The sequence below is a fragment of the Microbaculum mangrovi genome (assembly GCF_051390635.1).
In the GTDB taxonomy this organism is placed as follows: domain Bacteria; phylum Pseudomonadota; class Alphaproteobacteria; order Rhizobiales; family Tepidamorphaceae; genus Microbaculum.
In genome coordinates this window covers 739,789-758,148 of record NZ_JBPODT010000001.1, presented here as the reverse complement: position 1 = coordinate 758,148, position 18,360 = coordinate 739,789, and the positions used below count along the sequence as shown (strand labels likewise).

Genomic DNA, 18,360 nt, shown 5'->3' with positions numbered 1-18,360 from the left:
CCGGAGGTGCCGATGGCCCGAAAGACCACGAAATCGAAAGCCCAGAAAGCGAAGACGCCGGACGACATCGTCGACGCGGCGCTCGACCTTGCTGCCGATCAGCCCTGGGACGAAGTTCGGCTCACCGATATCGCCGCGCGCGCGGGCGTGTCGCTGTCGGCGCTTCGCGCCGCCTTCGACGGCAAGACCGACATCCTCGCCGCCTTCACCCGGCGCATCGACCAGGCGGTGCTCGACGCGCTCGATCCCGAGCTGACCGACGAGCCGGCGCGCGAGCGGCTGTTCGACGTGCTGATGACACGCTTCGACGCGCTGATGCCCTACAAGGACGCGGTGCGGTCGATCGCCAGGAGCTTCGAGCGGCGGCCCGGCGACCTGATCGCGATGAACCCCATCGCCGTTCGGTCGATGGTGTGGATGCTCGAGGCCGCGGGCATCGATACAAGCGGGCGGCTCGGCATGGTCGGCGCGCAGGGGCTCGCCGTCGCCTTCGGGCGGACCTTGCGGGTCTGGCTGAGGGACGACGATCCGGGCATGGCGCGCACCATGGTCGAGCTCGACCGCAGGCTGACCGAGGGCGGTCGCTGGATGCGCCGGCTCGAGGGGCTGGCGAGTTTCGCCGACGCCATCGACCGGGTGCGCCGCGGCCGTCGCCGTCGGCGGCGCCGCTATGACGAGGGTCCGGAGCCGGACGAGGAATACGGCGGCGGCATCTGATCTTGCCGCGCCGGCATGGACCGTGCTAGGCGCCTTGCCTGGAGGGGGCGACCATGACCGATCCTGCGGACTTCATCGCTTTTGATGACTTTCTCAAGGTCGACGTGCGCGTCGGCACCGTCGTCCAGGCCGAGCCTTTCCCGGAAGCGCGCAAGCCGGCCATCAAGCTGTGGATCGACTTCGGGCCGGAGATCGGCACCAAGAAGACCTCGGCGCAGATCACCAGGCACTACACGCCCGAGAGCATTCTCGGCGAGCAGGTGGCCGCCGTCGTCAACTTCCCGCCGCGCCAGATCGGCAAGTTCATGTCGGAAGTGCTGACCCTCGGCTTTCCCGACGAGGACGGCGAGGTCGTGCTGATCCGGCCCGGGCGTCTGGTGCCAAACGGCGGCCGGCTGTACTGACGCGACCTCACTCCGCGGCCGGTTGCGGTGCCGCGCGTGGCGAGCGCGCGCCGCCGGGCAGCACCAGCGACATCGCGAAGACCACCACCATCGCGCCGCCCAGCAGCATCAGCAGCGCCGTCGACGAGCCGGTGCGCTCGTGCAGTACCGCGATCATCGGCACGATGCCCGAGCTGACGCCGAGCGTCAGCAGGAACTGGACCGAGTAGACCCGCGAGCGCCAGGCCGGCCCCACGTAGTGCCCGATCAGCCAGGCGCCGACCGGGATCTCGCCGAAGACCGCCAGCATCAGCGGCACCGACACCAGAACGGCGAGGGCGCCGTCGACCTGCGCCAGAACGAGGAACAGGACGGCCTGCAGTCCGGTCAGCGAGACCATGATCGGCTTGGCGCCGATCCGGTCGAGCAGGCGGCCGACCGGAAGCTGCGTGAAGGCGGCGAGCGCGAAGACCAGCGAGGCATAGGCGCCGATCGCCGCGACGCCGGACGCGCCATCGAGGCCACCGGTAAGGCGTTCCTCGAAGATCTTCGGCAGGGCGACGGTGACGCCGTTGAAGGCGATGCCGCCGAACAGGCTGGCGACGAACACGACGGCCAGCACGCGGAGCCGGTCGCCGTTTGTCGCCTCGAACGATTTCGGCCCGCCGGTGCCGTCGGCGTCCAGCACGACCGCCGGCAGCCATGCGAACGCGATCCCGAGCAGTACCGTCAGCGCGCCCGGCACGAAGAATGCCGCGCGCCAGCCGAGATAGCCCGCCAGCAGGCCGGTGGCGCCGGCGGCCGCGGCGACGCCGAGATTGCCGTAGACGCCGTTGACGCCGAGCGCGCGGCCGGTTCGGGCGGCGAGCCGCACGATCATCGCCGTGCCGACGGGATGATAGATCGAGGCGAAGGCGCCGATGCCCGTCAGGCCGAGCGCCAGCGTTATCGGCCCCGCCGCCATGCCGGTGGCGATCGAGGACAGGCCGAGGCCGAGGAAGAAGGCGACCATGAGCGGCTTGTCGCCGTAGCGGTCCCCCAGCCAGCCGGCCAGCGGGGTGCACAGCGCGAAGGCGATGAACCCCGGGGTGCCGAGCGCCAGCGCCTCGCCATAGCTCATGCCCCAGGCGGGATGGATCGCCAGCACCGCCGTCGGGAAGATCAGCAGGAAGTAGTGATCCAGAAAGTGGGCGATGTTGACGAAGCGCAGGGTCCGGTTCATCTGGGTCGCTCGGCGAAACAGGCGAATTCGGCCTCAGCCTAGCACCGGGGTGTGTTGCCCGCTTGCGCAATCCGGTCCGGCAGTGTCGAATTCGTGCCAATGTCGGACCTGCCGGACATCAAGACCTGGGCCAACGACTATCCGCGCGGCCACGTCATCGCGCTGCACGCGCACGCCTTCTGCCAGCTCGTGTTCGCCAAGCGCGGGGCGATGCGGGTCAAGGCACGCGGCGGGACCTGGGTGGTGCCGCCGGGACGCGCGCTGTGGATGCCGGCGCGCGAGCCGCACGAGGTCTTCTGCCGGACCGAGGTGGCGATGCGGACGGTCTATATTTCCGACAGTGTGCGCCTGCCGTTCGTCGCCAGCTTCGCGGTGCTCGGCGTCAGCGCGCTGATGCGCGAGCTGATCGTGCGGCTTGTCGAGGGGCCGGTGGCCGACGGCACCCGGCCGCACCTGCTGGCGCTGCTGATAGCGGACCTGAGGACCGGTCCGGTGATGCCGCTCAACCTGCCGGAACCGACCGACGAGCGGCTCGCCCGCGTGGCCGGGCTGCTGATGGAGGATCCCGCCGACAGGCGCGGCCTCGACGACTGGGCGGTGGCGGCCGGCATGGCGCGGCGCAGCTTCGCCCGGCGTTTCGCGGCGGACACGGGCCTGAGCTTCGGGGCGTGGCGGCGACGGCTGCGGCTGCTGGGCGCCATCGAGCGGCTCGCCGCCGGCGAGCCGGTGACGGCCGTCGCGCTGGAGGCGGGGTACGACAGCACCAGCGCCTTCATCCACGCCTTCCGGCGCGAGTTCGGCGTAACGCCCGGACGGTATTTCGGCGCGGCTCCCTAGACCGGCAGCCGCACGGTCGCGCGCAGGCCGCCCAGCGGGCTGTCGGACAGGGTGATGTCGCCGCCGTGGCTGCGCACCGCGTCGCGGGCGATCGCCAAGCCCAGGCCGGTGCCGCCGCTTTCCTGGTTGCGCGAGTCGTCGAGCCGGTAGAACGGCTTGAACACCGCCTCGCGGAGTTCCTCGGGAACGCCCGGTCCGTTGTCCTCGATGATCACGGTCAGCCACATGTCGCCGCGCACGCCGGAAATCCTGACCTCGTCGCCATAGCGGCAGGCGTTGTCAACGAGGTTGGCGAGGCCGCGCTTCATGGTCTGCGGCTTCGCCGTCACCGTCGGTTCGCCGGAATAGCTGACCGTGGCCTTGTGGCCGGAGCGCTCGGCGTCGGACTTCAGCGTCTCGAGCAGGGCGGGCACGTCGACGGGTTCCGATTGTTCGCCGGAATCGCCGCGGGCGAATGCCATGTATTCCTCGAGCATGTGCTGCATCTCGTCGACGTCGGCCGTCATCATCTCGATCTCGGGCGAGTCGCCGAGCAGCGCGAGCTCCAGCTTGAAGCGGGTCAGGATCGTCCGCAGGTCGTGGCTGACGCCGGCAAGCATCGTCGTGCGCTGCTCGATCTGGCGCTCGATGCGCCGTTTCATCTCGAGGAAGGCGAGGGCGGCCTGGCGCACCTCGCGGGCGCCGCGCGGACGGAAATCCTCGACGTCGCGGCCCTTGCCGAAGGTCTCGGCGGCTTCGGCAAGTCGCAGGATCGGCCGGATCTGGTTGCGCAGGAAGGCCACCGCGACGGCGAGCAGCACGAGCGAGGCGCCCACCATCCAGACGATGAAGATATGCGAATTCGAGGCGTAGGCCTGGCTGCGCCGGGCGAACACACGCAGCACCGCGTCGTCCAGCTTGATGCGGATCTCGACGAGATTGGACTTGCCGACCGTGTCGATCCAGAAGGGCCGGCCGATCTGACGGGTGATCTCCTCGCTGAGCGTCCGGTCCAGCAGGGAGAAGAACGGCTTGGGGCCGGCGGGGGGCAACGGGTCGGGCGGCAGGAACGAGATGGACAGGCCGAAGTCGTCGGCGGCGAGGCGCACCAGCTTCTGGTTGTCGGCGTCCCGCGGGAAATTCTCGTACACGGTGATGATTGCCCTGATCTCCTGGGTCACCGCCTCGGACAGGCGCGCGGTGACCTGCTGCCAGTGGCGTTCCATGAAAACGAAGGCGACGATGGCCTGCAGGAGGACGATCGGCAGGATGATGATCAGCAGCGACCGGGCGAAAAGGCCCTTCGGCATCAGGTTGGCCACGCCGCGCCAGAACCAGCGCCAGATGTTGCGGCCGGCGCGGGCGGGGCGGGCGATGTCGGTGATCGATGCCATTGCGGCTCCGGGGGCGCTCCGTTGCGATCAGTCGATCTGCAGCCGGTAGCCGATGCCGCGGACGGTCTGCAGGTGTATCGGGTTGCCGGGATCGGTCTCGATCTTGCGACGCAGGCGATTGATCTGGACGTCGACGGCGCGTTCGCTGCCATTGGCGCTGGCGGCCAGGTCGATCCGCGACACCGTCTCGCCGGGCTGCGTGGCGAAGATGCGCAGGAGATCGCGCTCGCGCTCCGTCAGCCGGACGATCTCGTCGCCGCACTTCAGCTCGCCGCGGCCGAGATGGAACGAGAACGGGCCGAAGCACACCGTCTCCTCGACCGGCTGGCCGCGCGACTGGCGGCGCAGGATCGAGGCGATCCGCAACAACAGCTCACGCGGCTCGAAGGGTTTGGCCAGATAGTCGTCGGCGCCGGCTTCCAGGCCCTGGATGCGATGCTCGAGCTCGGACCGGGCCGTCAGCATCAGGATCGGCACATCGGAGGACGTCCGCAGGTCTGCGGCGAAGTCGATTCCGGACTCGCCGGGCATCATCAGGTCGAGCACGATCAGATCGAAGGTGAGGCCGTTGAGCCGCCGTCGCGCTTCCGCGGCCGTGTCCGCGGTCGTGACCCGATAGCCGTTCTCGACCAGGTAGCGCGACAGCAGCGTGCGGATGCGGCGGTCGTCGTCGACCACTAAAAGGTGCGGCGCGGTGTCTTCCGGCACCGTCGCGCGGCCCTTCGCGGCCGGTACGCGTTCACTCGTCGTATCGCCAGCTACCATGTCAGCGGACCTCCGGTCGCCCCCGTGTCCCGGTTCGCGGGGGCTCGTTTCAGTCATTCTGCCGCGAGCCCTGGTTGCCCTTCAACAAGGCGGCGACCTTGTCGCGTTCGCGCGGATTGACCATGGCCATCAGGAAGCGCCGCGTCGCATCGGCGTCGGCCTCGCTCGTCGCCGCGATCGCCGCGGCGAATCGCGCGAACTGGGGCGAGGCCAGCCGCAGCGCGAGCGCGCGACCGCGTTCGGTCGGAAACAGCAAACGCTGGCGCCGGTCGGATGGGCCTTCCTGCTGGTACACGAACCCCTCGTCGACGAGCTGCTTCAATACGCGCCCGAGACTCTGCTTCGTGATCTTCAGGATATCCAGGAGTTCGGCGACGCTCAGGCCCGGGTTGCGGTTGACGAAATGCAGCACCCGGTGATGGGCACGGCCGAAGTCGTATTCGTCGAGGATCGCGTCCGGGTCGCTGATGAAATCGCGGTAGGCGAAGAACAGCAGTTCCACCAGGTCGAACAGACTGGTGTCGGCGGACTCCGCCCCGCTCTCCGCTTGCCGGTCCTGTTCCGCCGCTAGGCGACTGAAATTTACGTCAGCCATATTGACATAATTTTTTTCGATTGTTACGGATAGACGATCGTTTGCGAAATAATCGGTCGCCGCGATCGCCGTTCAAGGCTAAACGATAGCGCACCCGCTATTGACTGGCCTGTTCAGGCGGAAGATACCGATTGTCGCATCAACACGCAAAGCCCATGCCGCCTGCCAAGGGATTGGGGCGCAATCGGGCAACGCCAAGGAGTAAGTCATGTCGTCTCTTCCCTTCGATCAGCGTGAGGGCGTCATCTGGTATGACGGCCGCATGGTGCCGTGGACGGACGCAAATCTGCACGTTCTCAGCCACGGGCTGCACTATGCGAGCGCCGTATTCGAGGGCGAGCGGGCCTATGGCGGCGAGATCTTCAAGCTCGACGAGCATACCCGTCGGCTGCACGAGTCGGCCCGCCTGCTGGATTTCGAGATCCCCTATTCCGTCGACGAGATCAACGACGCCTGCAACGCCGTTCTGCGCGAGCAGGGCTATTCCGACGCCTATGTGCGCCCGGTCTCCTGGCGCGGCAGCGAGATGATGGGCGTGTCGGCCCAGCACAACAAGATCCATCTGGCGATCGCCGTGTGGGAGTGGCCGTCCTATTTCGATCCGGCGCAGCGGGCCAAGGGCATCCGGCTCGATATCGCCGAGTTCCGGCGTCCCGATCCGCGCACCGCGCCGTGCAAGTCGAAGGCCGCGGGCCTCTACATGATCTGCACGATCTCCAAGCACAAGGCCGAGAAGAAGGGCTTTGCCGACGCGCTGATGTTCGACTGGCGCGGCTACGTGGCCGAGGCGACCGGCGCCAACGTCTTCTTCGTCAAGGACGGCGTTCTGCACACGCCGACGCCGGACTGCTTCCTTGACGGCATCACCCGGCGCACCGTCATCGATCTGGCCAAGCGGCGCGGCTACCAGCTGGTCGAGCGGCACATCAAGCCGGAAGAGATGGAAGGGTTCGAGGAGTGCTTCATCTGCGGCACGGCGGCGGAAGTGACGCCGGTCTCCGAGATCGGGCCCTACACCTTCACGCCCGGCAACATCACACTGACGCTGATGAACGACTACAGCGAGGAAGTTCAGCCGAAGCAGCCGGCCAAACAGATGGCGGCGGCGGTTCGCTGACCGATTTGCGAAACGGCTAAGGCCGGACGGCGCGGGGTCCCCGGTGGGATCCGCGCCGTTTTGTTATTCGGCCGGCGCCGCGTGATGCGGCTTGAACAGGCGGCCGCGCTCGGTGATCAGAACCGTAATCAGCGCCAGGGTGCCGAGAACCAGGAATCCCGAGAGCAGCGGCACCACGGTTCCGTCGTAGAGAAGGCCGACATACCAGCCGAAGACCGTCGCGCCGGCCGTCGTGATCGCGCCGACGAAGGAGGCGGCCACGCCGGCGATGTTGCCGAGCGGTTCCATCGCCATGGCGTTGAAGTTCGGCATCATCATGCCGAAACAGAAGAAGTTGGCGGCCAGGAAGGCGCAGAACAGCCAGACCGATGGCGAGTGGCCGTAGATCAACACCACGGCGAGATGCGTGGCGGCGATCACGACGAAGCCGATGAGCGCGGCATGCGAGAGCGGGCGCATGCCGATCCGGACGACCAGCCGGCCGTTCATAAACGCGGCAACGGCCAGCGACGCCGAAATCATCGCGAAAAACAGCGGGAACAGCTCGCCGGTCTCGAATGACTCGACGAAAATCTGCTGCGCCGAATTGATGTAGGCGAGCAGCGGCCCGAAGATGAACGCGGTGGCGATGGTGTAGCCGAGCGTCTCGCGGTTCGAGACCGTCCGGTAAAGCGCATGGCCCAGCCACCGCACCGACAGAGGTTCGCGTTCCTCCGGCGGCCGCGTCTCGGGAAGCCGGGCCTGCACCCAGACGGCGATCGCCAAGCTGAACAGCAGCAGGGCGACGAAGATCAGGTGCCAGCTGCCCAGCGCCAGGATGCCGCTGCCCATGGCCGGGGCCAGCATCGGCAGGATGATGAAGACGATCATGACGAAGGACATGACGCGGGCCATGTCCCGGCCCTCGAACTTGTCGCGCACGACGGCGATGCCGACGATGCGCGGCGACGCGGAGCCGATGCCCTGCAGGGCCCGCAGCAGCAGCATGGAGGAAAACGAATCCGCCAGCAGCGTGCCCAGCGACGCCAGCACGAAGATGCCGAGGCCGACGGTGAGGATCAGCTTGCGCCCGAACCGGTCCGACAGCGGGCCGTAGACCGGCATGGCCGCCGCGAAGCCGAGCATGTAGGCGGTTATCATCAGCTGCCGGTCGTTGGGATCGGCGACGGCGAGGTCGTCGGCGATCATCGGCAGGGCCGGCAGCATGATATCGACCGAGAGCGCGGTGAGCGCCATCAGCATCGCGATGATCGCCACGAACTCGGCGAACGGGAGCGAGAACGCGTTGGCGCTGCCGGCGGCGCGTGGTGTCATGTGGGCGCGTCGATCAGTTTCATGTTTCGGGAATCCGTGCACCAGACCCGACGCACGGACGGACGTTGATCCGGGTCGATTATTGAACGGGAGAAAGCGCCCGCAAACAACCTTCGATAGCGCATGTCTGCCCTGCCTTGACCTCTGCCTCGACCTGTCTGGGGAGGGGCGGCCGGCGGGCGCTACTCGGCGGCCCTGTCGAGCCGCCAGCGGTCGGCGGCGTGGTCGTCCGCCGCCCTGGCCTCCACCCAGTCGCCGAAGCCGCCGTCGGCGAAGATCTCGCGCTTCCAGAACGGCGCGCGGGTCTTGAGCCAGTCCATCAGGAACTCGGCGGCGGCGAAGGCGGCAGCGCGGTGGGGCGAGGCGGTCACCACCAGGACGATGTCGTCGCCGGCCGCGATGACGCCGTAGCGGTGGATCGCGACAGCGCCGGCGATCGGCCAGCGGCGGGCGGCTTCCGCGGCAACGCGGGCGATCTCCGCCTCGGCCATGCCGGGATAGTGCTCGAGCTCGAGGCCTTTCAGCCTGCCGCCGTCGGACCGGCAGATGCCGGTGAAGGTGACCACGGCGCCGACATCGGCGAGAGCGGCGAGCCGTTTCGCTTCGCCCGCGGCATCGAACGGCCCTGCCTGGACGCGCACGTCGATGATCGGTTCGTCGGCCATGTCAGGCCCCGGTCAGCCGCCGGTCATCGGCGGGAAGAAGGCGATCTCGCGGGCGCCCTCAATCGGCGCGTCGCGCTGGACATGGGCGCGGTCGATGGCGATGCGCACCACGTGCTCGTTGCCGAAGGCGTACTCGAACTCCTCGCCGCGGCCCTTGAGCCATTCGATCAGGTCGCCGGCCGTCTTCACGGTCGCCGGCGGCTCGATGACTTCCTCGGCAAGGCCCGTGCGTTCGCGGATCCATGCGAAATAGAGAGCTTTCAAACCCTGTACCTCGTTGCTTCTACTCTTCCATCGCGTGGCGGATGCCGGCGCGGAAGTAGTCCCAACCAGTATAAAGGGTCAAAATCGCCGAGAGCCAGAGCAGCGTCAGGCCGACCAGGCTAACGCCGGGGATGACGGCGTCGCCGGCGGGGCCGGCGAGCAGGAAGCCGATGGCCACCATCTGCATGGTCGTCTTCCATTTGGCCAGCGTCGTGACCGGCACGGACACGCGCAGCTCGGCGAGGAATTCGCGCAGGCCGGAAACGAGGATCTCGCGGCTCAGGATGATGATGGCGGCGAGCAGTGACCAGCCGCCGATGGTGCCGGCATCGACCAGCATCATCAGGGCGGCGGCGACCAGCAGCTTGTCGGCGATCGGATCGAGCATGCGGCCGAGCGCGGACTGCTGCTGCCAGGCGCGGGCGAGATAGCCGTCGAGGAAGTCGGTGATGGAGGCGGCGATGAAGACCGTCAGCGCCAGCCAGTTCGCCAGATGGCCTTCCAGATAGAAACAGGCGACCATGGCCGGCACCGCGGCGATGCGGCCGTAGGTCAGGATATTCGGCAGGGACGTTGCATGGCCCCGCGCGTGGGTCGACGAACTCGTCATGCCTTCAGTCACCATGGGAATCCCCCGCGCGTCAATGGGTTCGATGCGCTTCTAGGGTATCCGTGTGTCAGAACTATAGCGTTCCGGGAAAAGCGGAAGAGGGCCGACTGTCGCGGCGGTTAACGCGGCTGCCGGTCCCGTGCCCGATATTCGCGTCCCGGCAGTCGTGCCCGCGACTCCACCATTGACGGGGCCGCCGGCAACGGCCACACCGCCCGCATGGAACATGTGGACGTCCTGATCATCGGCGCCGGCGCGGCGGGCATGATGTGCGCGATCGAGGCGGGCCGCCGCGGCCGCTCGGTGCTCGTGGTCGAACACAACGGCACGCCCGGCGAGAAGATCCGCATTTCCGGCGGCGGGCGCTGCAATTTCACCAATCTCGGCGCGGGCCCGAAGGCCTTCCTGTCGCAGAACCCGCATTTCTGCAAATCCGCGCTGAGCCGCTATACGCAGCACGACTTCATCAAGCTGGTCGAACAACACGGCATCGCCTGGCACGAGAAGACGCTGGGACAGCTCTTCTGCGACGGCTCGGCCAGACAGATCATCGACATGCTCAAGGCCGAGATGGCGCGGGCCGGGGCGCAGGTGCGGCTGTCCACCAGCGTCGACGGCATCGAGAGGACCGGCGACGGCTTCATGGTCGCGACAACGGAAGGTCCGATCGCCTGTTCTTCGGTGGTGATCGCCACGGGCGGCAAGTCGATCCCGAAGATGGGGGCGAGCGGCTTCGGCTACGACGTCGCCCGCCGGTTCGGCCTGCGCATCACCGAGACCCGGCCGGGCCTCGTGCCGCTCACCTTCGAGGCGGGGCTGCTGGAGCGGCTGAAGCCGCTTGCCGGCGTCTCCGTCGACGCGGTCGTCGCCTGCGGCAAGACGCGGTTCGCGGAAGCCATGCTGTTCACCCATCGGGGCCTTAGCGGGCCGGCGATCCTGCAGATCTCGTCCTACTGGCGCGAGGGCGAGGCGATCACCGTCGATATGCTGCCGGGAACCGACGCGTTCGGTCATCTGAAGGCCGCGCGTGCGCAAGCCGGGAAACGTGCGGTGTCGACGGTGCTCGCCGACCTGCTGCCGAAGCGGCTTGCCCAGGCGGTCTGCGAGATGGCGGGCGTGCGGACCGGGCCGGGGGGCAATCTCGCCGACTGCTCCGACGCGGTGCTTCGCCGGGTCGGCGCGGGCGTGAACGCCTGGACGGTGAAGCCGGTCGGGTCGGAAGGCTATCGCACGGCGGAAGTGACCGTCGGCGGCGTCGATACCCGCGACCTCGACCAGAAGACGATGGCCGCGCGCGCCGTACCGGGGCTGTTCTTCATCGGCGAGGTGGTTGACGTCACCGGCTGGCTCGGCGGCTACAATTTCCAGTGGGCATGGTCGTCGGGCTGGGTCGCGGGACAGGCCGCTTAGGGGCAGGCCAAGCCAGTTGTCCTTCACGGCGCATCCGCGCCGCAACCCCTCTCCCCAGCCCTCTCCCGCAAGGGGAGAGGGGGCAGTGTGGGGCACGGCCTCGCCCCTTGCTCTTGCTGTCATGCCCGGGCTTGTCCCGGGCATCCATGGCCACGGTGGTCACGCCTTTAGCGAGGACGGTGGTCCTGGATTGCCGGACCATCCCCCGGAACAAGTCCGGGGGCTAAAGATCCACCTGCAGTGACAGGCTGGGGTGAGGCACGGCCGTGCTTCCGAACAAACTCCGTGTCCCGGACTTGATCCGGGACCCATGCAGCTCCTCCGTGCGGCGCGGCAACCTATATCGAAAGCGCGGGCCGGGGCAGTTGTTCTCCGCGGCGCATCCGCGCCGCAACCCCTCTCCCCATCCCTCTCCCGCAAGGGGAGAGGGGGCAGCGAACGGCGCGGCCATGCCTCTGCTCCCGCTGTCATGCCCGGGCTGGTCCCGGGCATCCATGGCCACGGTGGTCACGCCTGTAGCGAGGACGGTGGTCCTGGATTGCCGGACCATCCCCCGGAACAAGTCCGGGGGCTAAAGATCCACCTGCAGTGACAGGCTGGGGTGAGGCACGGCCGTGCCTCCGAACAAACTCCGTGTCCCGGACTTGATCCGGGACCCATGCAGCTCCTCCGTGCGGCGCGGCAACCGATATCGAAAGCGCGGGCCGGGGCAGTTGTCCTCGGCGGCGCGTGCGCGCCGCAACCCCTCTCCCCATCCCTCTCCCGCAAGGGGAGAGGGGGCAGCGAACGGCGCGGCCGCGCGCCTTGCTCTTGCTGTCATGCCCGGGCTTGTCCCGGGCATTCATGGCCACCGTGGTCATGGATTGCCGGAACGTGCCCGCCAAAGACAGGCCGAGGCATGCGTAATCCGCCCCGGCGTCCAACGCGCGGGGGGCGCAATTCCGATTCAGCGCGGCGGCGGTCGCCGCTTTTCAAAGAACCCATCATCCGCCCCGATGGGGCGCGGGCGCTCGCGAAAGCACCAATGCGGGTAGTCCGAAACGGTGCTCCTGCGAGCGCCCGCCGCGGCGATTTCTGGACCCTCGGACCGCCTGCGGCCGTATCGCTGCGGTTCGCCGTTGTACCCCCGACCATGGGAGCCTGACGCGCGCCCCGGCGACCGGCGTTGTCGTGCTGGTCTACCACGGCCCCGCCGTAGTACGGGACCGGCGATCCACATCCTCCCCGATGATCCGTCCCGACGACGGACCATGGAGGCGCCGCTCCCCTTCCGCGTGAGCCCGTGTCGGATCCAGGCACGCCCCCGCGTGGAAGGGGATGGGGGCTAGGATACGCCCGTTTCGCAAGGCGTGAAGAAAATGGGCTCGGAATTCGCGTAAGAGACTGAAAAGAAGAATGGAATCGGCAGAACTGATCCCGATCCCTTCACGCGCCCGTCCCGGCCGCTCCTCCCCGCGCAAGCGGGGATCGGCCCGCCTGGGGCACGGCCTCGCGCCACGGCTTGCGGAGTCCCGCTTTCGCGGGAACGAGCGGAGGCAGAGAGGTCTCGCCAGCCGTCCCCTGGGCTCCGGGTCAAGCCCGGAGCACGCGGCTTTGGTGTGAAGCTCGGCCGTGCCACCCGAACAAACCCGTGTCCCGGACTTGACGGGACCCATGCAGCCCATCCACGCAGGATTGCTTGCGATGTTGCCGCCGATGGGTCGCATCCAGCGCCTGCCAAACTCCTCCTCCACGTCATTGCCGGGCTTGACCCGGCAATCCCGGGCGCGTGGCACAAGATGCCCGGGTCGAGCCCGGGCATGACGTGGAGACTGGAGAGGACGCGGTACTGCGGCCGCTGGATTCCCGCCTTCGCGGGAATGAGCGGAGGGGGAGAGGTCTTGCCAGGCGCCCCCGGGGCTCTGGATCAGGCCCGGAGCACGTGGCCTGTTGTTGGGCGCAGCCGTGCCACCTGAACAAACCCCGTATCCCGGACCACGGCGGAGTCCGGCTTTACCCTTCGCTTTCATGAAAGAAATCGTACACCTGCCGCGCCATCTGGGCGCTGATGCCCGGTGCGGCCTCGAGGTCGGCGAGGCCGGCGCGGCTGACGGCCTTGGCCGAGCCGAAATGGCGTAGCAGCGCGCGCTTGCGGGTCGGGCCGATGCCGGCGATCTCGTCGAGCGGGTTGGCGGCGAGCGCCTTCTTGCGGCGGGCGCGGTGGGAGCCGATGGCGAAGCGGTGCGCCTCGTCGCGCAGGCGCTGGACGAAGTAGAGCACCGGATCGCGCGGGGCGAGGCGGAAGGGCTGGCGGCCGGGGATGTGGAACTCCTCGCGGCCGGCGTCGCGGTCGACGCCCTTGGCGATGGCGACCAACGGAACGTCCTCCAGCCCGAGCTCGGCCATCACCGCGCGGGCGGCTGACAGCTGGCCCTGGCCGCCGTCGATCAGCACCAGATCAGGCCAGGGGGAGTCGTCGTCCTCGACGACGTCTGGGATATCGAGGTCATCCGTCGAGACGGCGCCTTGCCTCGCCTCGGGATCACGCCGGGATCGCGGCATCTGCTCCGGTCCCTCGTCCTGAGGAGCAGGCGCAGCCTGCGTCTCGAAGGGCGGGGGGACGGCCCCGGCCCCCCGCCCATCCCTCGAGACCGGCGCATCCGCGCCCTCCTCGGGATGAGGGCCTGCGGTGTGGCCGGGGGCGTCGCCGCCGCCCGGTGCGCGGCCAGTTTCCTTGAGCAGCCGCTTGAAGCGCCGGGTCAGCACCTCGCGCATCATGGCGTAGTCGTCGCCCGGCGTCAGGTCGGCGCCCTTGATGTTGAACTTGCGGTACTGGCCCTTTTCGAAGCCCTCCGGCCCGGCGACGACCATGCCGCCGACCGCGTTGGTGCCCATGATGTGGGAGTTGTCGTAGACCTCGACGCGGCGCGGGGCCTCGTCGAGGCCGAAGGCCTCGGCGACGCCGGCGAGCAGGCGGGCCTGCGAGGCGCTTTCGGCGAGGCGGCGCCCGAGCGCCTCCTTCGCGTTCGACAGGGCGTGCTCGACCAGCTCGCGCTTCTCGCCGCGCTTGGGCACCGCGACCTCGACCTTGTGCCCGGCGTTGAGCGACAGCGCCTCGCACAGCAGCGCCGTCTCCTCGATCTCGTCGGACAGGAGGATCAGGCGCGGCACCGGCTTGTCGTCGTAGAACTGGGCGATGAAGGCGCCGAGCACCTCGGCGGCGTCGAGCGACTTGTCGGCGCGCGGGAAGTAGGCGCGGTTGCCCCAGTTCTGGCCGGTGCGGAAGAAGAACACCTGGATGCAGGTCTGGCCGCCGTCCTGATGCACGGCGAAGACGTCGGCCTCGTCGACGGTCTGCGGGTTGATGCCCTGGTGCGCCTGCACGTGGGACAGCGCGGCGAGGCGGTCGCGGTAGACGGCGGCGGTCTCGAACTCGAGGCGCTCGGCGGCCGCCTCCATCTGGTGTGCCAGGTCCTCGCGCACCGCCCGGCTCTTGCCCGACAGGAAGGCCTCGGCCTCCTTGACCAGCACGGCGTAGTCGTCGAGCGAGATCTCGCCCGTGCACGGCGCGGCGCAGCGCTTGATCTGATAGAGCAGGCAGGGCCGCGTCCGGCTCTCGTAGACGGAATCCGAGCAGGATCTCAGCAGGAAGGCGCGCTGCAGGGCGTTGATCGTGCGCCCGACCGCGCCGGCCGAGGCGAAGGGGCCGAAGTAGTCGCCCTTGCGATTGCGGGCGCCGCGATGCTTGACGATCTGCGGGGCGGGGTGGTCGCGGGTGATCAGGATGTAGGGGAACGACTTGTCGTCGCGCAGCAGCACGTTGTAGCGCGGGCGCAGGCGCTTGATCAGGTTGGCTTCCAGCAGCAGCGCCTCTGTCTCCGTCTGGGTGGAGACGAATTCCATCGCCGCGGTCTCGGCGATCATGCGGGCGATGCGCTGGGTCTGGCCGCCGATGCGGGCGTAGTTGCCGACGCGCTTCTTCAGGCTGCGCGCCTTGCCGACGTAGAGCACGTCGCCCTTGCGGTCGAGCATCCGGTAGACGCCGGGGCCGTTCGGCAGGCGCCTGACCATGGCCGCGATCACCGAGGGGCCCGTGCGGGCCGGCGTCTCGGCGGTGTCGGTCGTCTCGGTCGTGTCGGGCTGGTTGGTGTCCGCGCTCATGGAGTATCGCCGGACGCGTCGCCCCGGCCCATCCGGGGAAAGGCGCCTATTCGTTGATGCCTACGACGTCCGGGGTTTCCCAGGCAAGGTGCTGGCCGCCGTCGACGACCAGCATCTGGCCCGTCACCGAGGGCGATTCAAGCAGGAAACGGGTCGCCTCGGCGATCTCCATGACGGTCGGGCCGCGATGCAGCAGGACGGCGTCCTGCTGGCGGTGGAAATCGTCCAGGCTCTGGCGCACGTTGGGCAGCGTCGGCCCGGGCGCGACGGCGTTGACCCGGACGGTCGGGGCGAGGCCCTGCGCCATCATCCGCGTCGCCGCCCACAGCGCCTCCTTCGATACCGCGTAGGAAAAGAACATCGGCGTGGGCTTCAGCACCCGCTGGTCGATCAGGTTGACGATCGCGCCGGTCTTGCCGGACGGCAGGGCGGCGGCGAAATGGCGGGCGAGCAGGACCGGCGCGCGCAGGTTGACGTCGAGCTGCAGGTCCCAGTGTTCGGCGGTCACGGTGGCCGGGTCGTCGGGCTCGAAGAGCGAGGCGTTGTTGACCAGCGCGGTGACGGGGCCGAGCGCGGCGGTGGCGTCGGCGATCAGGCGTTCGGGCACGGCGGGATCGGCGAGGTCGCCGGCGACCATCGTGGCGCGGCCGCCTTCGGCGACGATTTCGCCGGCCAGCCCGCGGGCGTCTTCGGCGGAGTGGTGGTAGTGGATGGCGACGGCATAGCCGTTCTCCGCCAGGTCCAGGGCGATCGCCCGCCCGATGCGCTTGGCCGCGCCGGTGACCAGAACGGTTTTCTGGGTCATTGCCTGTCCTGCCTGAAAATGCCGTCCACGCCGTCGTCGCGCGTTACGAGGCCGCGAGCCCGCCGGATCGGTGGGCGACCACCATGACCACATAGGCGACGTAGACGGCAAGGAAAGCCACCCCGGCGAGACGGCCGATACGAAGCCGCCAGTAGACGAACGGCAAGATCGCCAGCGACGAGGCCAGCATCACCCACAGATCGACCTGCAGGATCGCCGGCGAGACCGGCACCCGGGCCGCCAGCGCGGTCAGTCCCATGATCGACAGGAGGTTGAAGATATTGGAGCCGATGACGTTGCCGACCGCGATCGCGCTCTCGCGCCTGAGCGCCGCCATCGTGGTCGCGGCGAGTTCGGGCAGCGAGGTGCCGACGGCAACGACCGTCAGACCGACGGCGGCGTCCGACATGCCCCAGGCAAGCGCGATCTCGCGGGCGCCGGTGACGGCGAAGTGGGCGCCGAGCGGCAGGCCGATCAGGCCGACGATCACCATGGCGGTGGAATACAGCGGCTTGCCGGACGGGGCGGCGGGAACCTCGGCGGCGGCGTCGCCGGCGGGGGCGGCTGTCTGCGGGTCGGTCGCGGTGGGGGAGGGGGCGGCTCTCGCGCCGTTGGCGGCGCGGCGCGCCCTCACGCCGGACTCCCAGAGGAACGCGATCAGCAGCGTGATCAGGATCGCGCCCTGCCAAAGATGCAGTGGCGTGGTGAACGCCAGCGCGATGAATACGGCGGTCGCGAACAACATGAAGACGGTGTTGCGCAGGAGGCCGGGCTGGTCGCAGTGCGTGGCGTAGACGATGGAGGGCAGGCCGAGCACCAGCAGGATGTTGGCGATGTTGGAGCCGACCACGTTGCCCAGCGCGATGCCCGGCGCGTTCGACAGGGCCGCGTCGAGGGAGATCACCAGTTCCGGCGCCGAGGTGCCGAAGGCGACGATGGTGAGCCCGATGATCAGCGGAGGAATGCCGAGCCTGACGGCGATCGCGACGGCGCCGCGCACCAGCAGGTCGCCGGCGAAGAGCAGGACCACCAGACCGAGGGCAAGGAGGAGGTAGGCGGTCACGGAGAGACTCGTGTGCGGGGGCGGGGCAGCGGGGCTGCGGCGAAAAAAGATGCAACAGCCATATAGGAAAAGCCTGGTGAACCGAAAGGCCGCCGTGGTCTAGCCCGCCGGTCCCGGTCGGACGTCGCGGCATCGCGGATGCGCGCGCAAACCGCCAAGCCGGGTGAAAGATTGCCAAGAATTAATGGAACCTCTCGTGGCTCAGCCGGATTTTGCCTACAAATGAACAGAATTTTCAGCGACCCGAACTACAGGTGATTATTGATCGGGTTCGGTTCGGGATCCGGTGAGGAGGCGTCGAGGAGAGGGGCGCCGAGAAAAGGGGGCGAGTCCGTACGGCCGGCCGTTGCCGGCTCGCTTTGGAGTTACGCGTAATGCTTTCGCGCGCAATCGTCTCCGCGCTGTTTGTTGCCGCACAGTTCGTCGCCGCGGTGGGCGCGACCTCGTACGCGCATGCCGCCGACGACATGCTGTTCACACCCGCCGCACCGGTGGTCTACGACTGGTCCGGCGTCTATGCCGGCCTGTCCGCGGGCGCAAGCTGGGACGAATTCGACGCCCTGATCGGCACGCCCCCCGTCAAAACGACGTTCGACCCCACCGGCTTCGCGGCCGGTGCCTTCACGGGCGTGAACTTCCAGAACGGCCCGTTCGTCTACGGTCTCGAGGCGGACATCAATTTCAAGCTCGGCGACGATACAGGCGTCATCGCCGGCGTGCCCTTCACCGCGGACAGCGACTGGTTCGCCACCCTGCGCGGGCGGGCCGGCTACGCGGTCGACCGCTACATGTTCTACGGCACCGGCGGCCTCGCCGTCGGCGATGTCTCGCTGTCGGCACCGGCAGCCTCGTTCAGCGACACGAAGGTCGGCTGGACCATCGGCGCGGGCATCGAGGCGGCGATCACCGACAACTTCACGGTGCGCGGCGAATATCTCTACACCGATCTTGGGAAGGCGAGCGGCACGCTCGGCGGCACGCCGTTCTCCACCGAGTTCGACAGCCACACCGTGCGCGCCGGCGTCACCTACAAGTTCAAGTAGGCGGGCTGGCGTCTGCCGCGGACCGACCGCATGGGCC

Annotated in this window: 17 protein-coding genes; 6 read left to right on the top strand and 11 right to left on the bottom strand. The window is 68.5% G+C overall.

Features of this window, described 5'->3' with window-relative positions; translation table 11 throughout:
• Positions 1 to 12 precede the first annotated feature (12 nt).
• Both ACSF9G_RS03630 and ACSF9G_RS03625 read left to right on the top strand, forming a co-directional pair.
• A complete protein-coding gene (locus ACSF9G_RS03630) occupies positions 13 to 717 on the top strand; it encodes a TetR family transcriptional regulator (RefSeq protein ID WP_436638450.1) in 705 nt (234 codons plus the stop codon).
• A 53-nt stretch (positions 718 to 770) separates the two neighbouring features.
• Positions 771 to 1,121, top strand: a complete 351-nt coding sequence (locus tag ACSF9G_RS03625; RefSeq protein WP_436638448.1) for a tRNA-binding protein — start codon at positions 771 to 773, stop codon at positions 1,119 to 1,121.
• Positions 1,122 to 1,128: 7 nt separating this feature from the next.
• Here ACSF9G_RS03625 and ACSF9G_RS03620 read toward each other — a convergent pair whose 3' ends face one another.
• A complete protein-coding gene (locus ACSF9G_RS03620) occupies positions 1,129 to 2,322 on the bottom strand; it encodes an MFS transporter (RefSeq protein WP_436638446.1) in 1,194 nt (397 codons plus the stop codon).
• A gap of 99 nt (positions 2,323 to 2,421) precedes the next feature.
• Between ACSF9G_RS03620 and ACSF9G_RS03615 the strand changes: the two genes are divergently transcribed.
• Positions 2,422 to 3,159, top strand: coding sequence for an AraC family transcriptional regulator (locus ACSF9G_RS03615; protein ID WP_436638444.1), 738 nt, complete (start codon positions 2,422 to 2,424; stop codon positions 3,157 to 3,159).
• Here ACSF9G_RS03615 and ACSF9G_RS03610 read toward each other — a convergent pair.
• Genes ACSF9G_RS03610 through ACSF9G_RS03600 form a run of 3 tightly spaced genes read right to left on the bottom strand, consistent with a single transcriptional unit; the run spans position 3,156 to position 5,892 of the window.
• Positions 3,156 to 4,532, bottom strand: a complete 1,377-nt coding sequence (locus ACSF9G_RS03610) for an ATP-binding protein (protein WP_436638442.1) — start codon at positions 4,530 to 4,532, stop codon at positions 3,156 to 3,158. The genes ACSF9G_RS03615 and ACSF9G_RS03610 overlap by 4 nt on opposite strands.
• Before the next feature lie 27 nt (positions 4,533 to 4,559).
• The gene (locus tag ACSF9G_RS03605; protein WP_436638440.1) at positions 4,560 to 5,297 is read right to left on the bottom strand and encodes a response regulator; all 738 of its coding nucleotides are present in this window, start codon (positions 5,295 to 5,297) and stop codon (positions 4,560 to 4,562) included.
• 49 nt (positions 5,298 to 5,346) lie between these two features.
• Positions 5,347 to 5,892, bottom strand: coding sequence for a MarR family winged helix-turn-helix transcriptional regulator (locus ACSF9G_RS03600; protein ID WP_436638438.1), 546 nt, complete (start codon positions 5,890 to 5,892; stop codon positions 5,347 to 5,349).
• 208 nt (positions 5,893 to 6,100) lie between these two features.
• Here ACSF9G_RS03600 and ACSF9G_RS03595 point away from each other — a divergent pair, with 208 nt between their 5' ends.
• Positions 6,101 to 7,009, top strand: coding sequence for a branched-chain amino acid aminotransferase (locus ACSF9G_RS03595; RefSeq protein ID WP_436638436.1), 909 nt, complete (start codon positions 6,101 to 6,103; stop codon positions 7,007 to 7,009).
• A 63-nt stretch (positions 7,010 to 7,072) separates the two neighbouring features.
• Here ACSF9G_RS03595 and ACSF9G_RS03590 read toward each other — a convergent pair whose 3' ends face one another.
• The 4 genes from ACSF9G_RS03590 to pgsA form a co-directional block, all read right to left on the bottom strand.
• The gene (locus ACSF9G_RS03590) at positions 7,073 to 8,323 is read right to left on the bottom strand and encodes a multidrug effflux MFS transporter (RefSeq protein ID WP_436638434.1); all 1,251 of its coding nucleotides are present in this window, start codon (positions 8,321 to 8,323) and stop codon (positions 7,073 to 7,075) included.
• 182 nt (positions 8,324 to 8,505) lie between these two features.
• Positions 8,506 to 8,988 carry a molybdenum cofactor biosynthesis protein MoaE gene (locus ACSF9G_RS03585; protein WP_436638432.1) on the bottom strand — a complete coding sequence of 161 codons (483 nt, stop codon included), beginning with the start codon at positions 8,986 to 8,988 and terminating at the stop codon, positions 8,506 to 8,508.
• 12 nt (positions 8,989 to 9,000) lie between these two features.
• Complete coding sequence (moaD, locus tag ACSF9G_RS03580; RefSeq protein WP_436638430.1) at positions 9,001 to 9,252, bottom strand: molybdopterin converting factor subunit 1; 252 nt, start codon at positions 9,250 to 9,252, stop codon at positions 9,001 to 9,003.
• 19 nt (positions 9,253 to 9,271) lie between these two features.
• Positions 9,272 to 9,862, bottom strand: coding sequence for a CDP-diacylglycerol--glycerol-3-phosphate 3-phosphatidyltransferase (gene pgsA / locus ACSF9G_RS03575; protein WP_261615525.1), 591 nt, complete (start codon positions 9,860 to 9,862; stop codon positions 9,272 to 9,274).
• Positions 9,863 to 10,081: 219 nt separating this feature from the next.
• Between pgsA and ACSF9G_RS03570 the strand changes: the two genes are divergently transcribed.
• A complete protein-coding gene (locus ACSF9G_RS03570) occupies positions 10,082 to 11,272 on the top strand; it encodes a BaiN/RdsA family NAD(P)/FAD-dependent oxidoreductase (RefSeq protein WP_436638428.1) in 1,191 nt (396 codons plus the stop codon).
• Positions 11,273 to 13,264: 1,992 nt separating this feature from the next.
• On the opposite strand, the gene uvrC is transcribed toward ACSF9G_RS03570, so the two are convergent.
• Genes uvrC through ACSF9G_RS03555 form a run of 3 tightly spaced genes read right to left on the bottom strand, consistent with a single transcriptional unit; the run spans position 13,265 to position 17,280 of the window.
• Positions 13,265 to 15,412, bottom strand: a complete 2,148-nt coding sequence (gene uvrC / locus ACSF9G_RS03565) for an excinuclease ABC subunit UvrC (RefSeq protein ID WP_436638426.1) — start codon at positions 15,410 to 15,412, stop codon at positions 13,265 to 13,267.
• 46 nt (positions 15,413 to 15,458) lie between these two features.
• Complete coding sequence (locus ACSF9G_RS03560; protein ID WP_436638414.1) at positions 15,459 to 16,217, bottom strand: SDR family oxidoreductase; 759 nt, start codon at positions 16,215 to 16,217, stop codon at positions 15,459 to 15,461.
• 43 nt (positions 16,218 to 16,260) lie between these two features.
• Complete coding sequence (locus tag ACSF9G_RS03555; protein ID WP_436638405.1) at positions 16,261 to 17,280, bottom strand: calcium/sodium antiporter; 1,020 nt, start codon at positions 17,278 to 17,280, stop codon at positions 16,261 to 16,263.
• Positions 17,281 to 17,654: 374 nt separating this feature from the next.
• Here ACSF9G_RS03555 and ACSF9G_RS03550 point away from each other — a divergent pair, with 374 nt between their 5' ends.
• A complete protein-coding gene (locus tag ACSF9G_RS03550) occupies positions 17,655 to 18,323 on the top strand; it encodes an outer membrane protein (RefSeq protein ID WP_436638403.1) in 669 nt (222 codons plus the stop codon).
• Positions 18,324 to 18,360 lie beyond the last annotated feature (37 nt).